The 3,715-nt window shown below is 61.7% G+C and carries 3 protein-coding genes and 1 pseudogene; 3 read left to right on the top strand and 1 reads right to left on the bottom strand.

Annotated features, from left to right (window positions below; all coding sequences use genetic code 11):
• A pseudogene (locus VGO04_RS24910) lies at positions 1-105 on the bottom strand (TetR/AcrR family transcriptional regulator); the annotation flags it as partial.
• A 147-nt stretch (positions 106-252) separates the two neighbouring features.
• Between VGO04_RS24910 and VGO04_RS24915 the strand changes: the two are divergent.
• From VGO04_RS24915 to VGO04_RS24925, 3 genes are read left to right on the top strand one after another with little or no spacing between them, the layout of a single operon-like run.
• Positions 253-2,289: an NADH:flavin oxidoreductase gene (locus VGO04_RS24915; protein ID WP_327498642.1), complete on the top strand. Its 2,037-nt coding sequence runs from the start codon at positions 253-255 to the stop codon at positions 2,287-2,289.
• A 2-nt stretch (positions 2,290-2,291) separates the two neighbouring features.
• Positions 2,292-2,897, top strand: coding sequence for a dimethylsulfonioproprionate lyase family protein (locus VGO04_RS24920; protein ID WP_327498643.1), 606 nt, complete (start codon positions 2,292-2,294; stop codon positions 2,895-2,897).
• 43 nt (positions 2,898-2,940) lie between these two features.
• Complete coding sequence (locus VGO04_RS24925; protein WP_275025999.1) at positions 2,941-3,690, top strand: electron transfer flavoprotein subunit beta/FixA family protein; 750 nt, start codon at positions 2,941-2,943, stop codon at positions 3,688-3,690.
• Positions 3,691-3,715: the final 25 nt, after the last annotated feature.

The following is a 3,715-nucleotide window of genomic DNA, read 5'->3' on the forward strand; positions in this document are numbered from 1 at the left end:
GATCTTCACCGAGTCCACGCCCGACTCGAGCAGGGAGTCGTAGGCGGCTTCGAGCCACCCCTCCTGAGAACCGCGCCAACCAGTGTCATTCATCGCCTGTTCCATGATTGCCTCCTAACAAATCCAAAGGGCGCCATCAAGTAAAATGTACATATGTGTCAAATAAACAAACGATGGTGTTTTGATTGTTGACACATGTGTACATTCCCGCTTACCGTTGCGGTTGAAGTCCCATAAACCGGAGCCCGTCGCATGTCGAACGATCCCCTGCTTCAGCCGTTTCAGCTGAAGCATTTGACCCTGCGCAACCGTATCATCGTCACGTCTCACGAGCCGGCCTATCCCGAAGACGGAATGCCGAAGGGGCGCTACCGTGCCTATACGGTTGAGCGGGCCAAGGGCGGTGTGGCGCTGACGATGACTGCCGGCTCCGCGGCCGTCTCGAAGGACAGCCCGCCCGTCTTCAACAACCTGCTCGCCTACAAGGACGAGATCGTTCCGTGGATCAGGGAGATGACCGACGCGGTGCACGAAGAGGGCGCTGCGATCATGATCCAGCTCACGCACCTTGGCCGGCGCACCCGCTGGGACAAGGGCGACTGGCTTCCGGTGCTTGCGCCCTCACACCATCGCGAGGCGGCACACCGCGCCTTTCCCAAGAAGATCGAAGACTGGGACATCGAGCGCATCATCAAGGACTTTGCCGATGCCGCCGAGCGCATGAAGGCCGGCGGCATGGACGGTGTCGAACTGGAAGCCTACGGGCATCTGATCGACCAGTTCACGTCACCGCTGACCAACGAGCTCGATGGTCCCTATGGCGGTTCGCTCGACAATCGCCTGCGCTTCTGTTTCGACGTCTTCAAGGCGATGCGCGAAAGGGTCGGCAACGACTTTATTCTCGGCGTTCGATACACGGCCGACGAATGTCTTCCCGGCGGGACCGGAAAGGCCGAAGGCCTGGAGATCTCCCGCCGTCTCAAGGAAAGCGGCCTCATCGACTATCTGAACGTCATCCGCGGCCATATCGATACGGATCCGGGCCTGACCGACGTCATCCCGATCCAGGGCATGGCGAGCGCGCCGCATCTGGATTTTGCCGGAGAGGTCCGCGCAGCAACCAAGTTCCCGACCTTCCATGCCGCGAAGATCCAGGACGTGGCGACGGCTCGCCACGCGATTGCTGCCGGTAAGGTGGACATGATCGGCATGACCCGCGCGCACATGACCGACCCGCATATCGTGCGCAAGATCATGGAAAAGCGCGAGGACGACATCCGCCCCTGCGTCGGCGCCAACTACTGCCTCGACCGGATCTATCAAGGGGGCCTGGCCTTCTGCATCCATAACGCCGCGACCGGCCGCGAAGAAACGATGCCGCATCGGATCCCGAAGGCCGCGGCCCGCAAGAAGGTCGTCGTCGTGGGAGCTGGCCCTGCCGGTCTTGAAGCTGCCCGCGTCTCCGCGGAGCGCGGTCACGAGGTCGTCGTTTTCGAGGCTGCAAACCATCCGGGCGGACAGATCCGGCTGACAGCCCAGAGCGAACGCCGCCGGGAAATGATCACCATCATCGACTGGCGCATGAGCCAGTGCGAGAAGCTCGGCGTCACCTTCCGGTTCAACAGCTGGGCCGAGGCCGACACCGTGCTTGCCGAAACGCCCGACGTGGTCATCATTGCTACGGGTGGGCTGCCGCACACGGAGGTTCTTTCGAAGGGCAACGAGCTCGTCGTTTCCTCCTGGGACATCATCTCGGGCGATGTAAAACCCGGAACCAATGTGCTCATCTTCGACGACGCCGGCGATCATGCGGGTCTGCAGGCTGCAGAGTTCCTCGCCAAGGCGGGGGCAAAGGTCGAGATCATGACGCCGGACCGGTCCTTTGCGCCGGAGGTCATGGCAATGAACCTCGTTCCCTACATGCGCTCGCTGCAGAAGCTCGATGTGACCTTTACCGTCACCTACAGGCTGGAGGCGGCGGAAAAGAGCGGCAACCAGATCACCGCCCATGTCGGCAGCGACTATGGCGGTGTCGCCAAGCAGCAGACCTTCGACCAGATCGTCGTCAATCACGGTACCATTCCGCTCGATGATCTCTACTTCGAACTGAAGCCCGGCTCGAGAAACCTCGGCGAAGTCTCCTACGACGAGCTGATTGCCGGCACGCCGCAATCGGTTGAACGCAATCCGGAAGGCGCCTACCAGCTCTTCCGGATCGGCGACGCAGTTGCGGCCCGCAACACGCATGCCGCCATCTACGATGCGCTGCGTCTTGCCAAGGATCTCTGACGATGGCGCGGTCCGACGCTTTGCAGGCATTTCTGGACGCGGCTTTCGTCGCGTTCGACGAGTGCGCGCAGGACCCGAGGGCACGCCGGTCGATCACGCAGATCGCTGCCTTGCTCGAAACGCCGCAGCCGCAACGCTCAGACCTCGGCAAACGTCTTCCCGTCTGCGAGCCTTGGCTCGGCGAAGTCCTGTCGAGAAGGACAGGGGGAACGTCGCTCGACATGCTGATCGAACGGTTCCAGGCGATCGAGCCGCTGCTCGAATGGAGGTGGCGCTCGGTCTATGACGAAACGGCGAGCGAGAATTTCCTGACAGGTCATGGCAATGCGATGATCGTCGGTCCGGGCGGTCTGGAGGATCGAAGAGATCTCTGGCTCGGCGCGACGCTGATGGCGCCGAACGTGCGCTACCCCGACCACGACCACGCCCCCGAAGAAACCTATCTCGTCCTATCGGAAGGGGAGTTTCAGCATGGCACCTCCGACTGGTTTTCGCCGGGGATCGGAGGTTCCTTCTACAATCCGCCTGGCATCAGGCATGCCATGCGCTCAGCGGAAAAACCGCTGTTCGCCCTTTGGGCATTGCTGCCCGAACGATCGAGACATTGACGAAAAGGCGTTCGGCTAGGACCGGGCGCGGAGGAAGGTTGCCATGAAAATACTTGTGACGGTGAAGCGGGTGGTTGACTACAACGTCAAGATCCGCGTGAAGGCAGACGGTTCGGGCGTCGAGCTTGCGAACGTGAAGATGTCGATGAACCCCTTCGACGAAATCTCCGTCGAGGAAGCACTGCGGCTGAAGGAAGCCGGCAAGGCCGACGAAGTCGTCGTCGTTTCCGTCGGTCCGGCCAAGGCCGAAGAGACGCTGAGGACCGCGCTCGCCATGGGTGCCGACCGCGCCATCCTGGTCGAGACTGAAGACCAGGTCGAGCCGCTCGCTGTCGCCAAGATCGTCAAGGGTGTCGCAGACGCCGAACAGCCGGGCCTGATCATTGTCGGCAAGCAGGCAATCGATGACGATTCGAACCAGACCGGCCAGATGCTGTCGGCGCTGCTTGGCTGGGCGCAGGGCACTTTTGCCTCCAAGGTCGAGATCGGCGATGGCAAGGCGACCGTGACCCGCGAAGTCGACGGCGGCCTGCAGACGATCGACATCAAGCTTCCGGCCGTCGTTACCACCGACCTGCGCCTGAACGAGCCGCGTTATGCTTCGCTGCCGAACATCATGAAGGCGAAGAAGAAGCCGCTCGACAAGAAGTCGCCGGCCGACTTCGGCGTCGACACGGCCGCCCGCCTCAAGGTGCTGAAGACCGAGGAGCCGTCGGGTCGCAAGGCCGGCATCAAGGTCAAGTCGGTCGCCGAGCTGGTTGAAAAGCTCAAGACCGAAGCCGGCGTCCTCTAAGTTCAGGAAAGGGAGATTACATCAT

The sequence above is a fragment of the Ensifer sp. genome, assembly GCF_035999185.1.
GTDB lineage: Bacteria > Pseudomonadota > Alphaproteobacteria > Rhizobiales > Rhizobiaceae > Ensifer.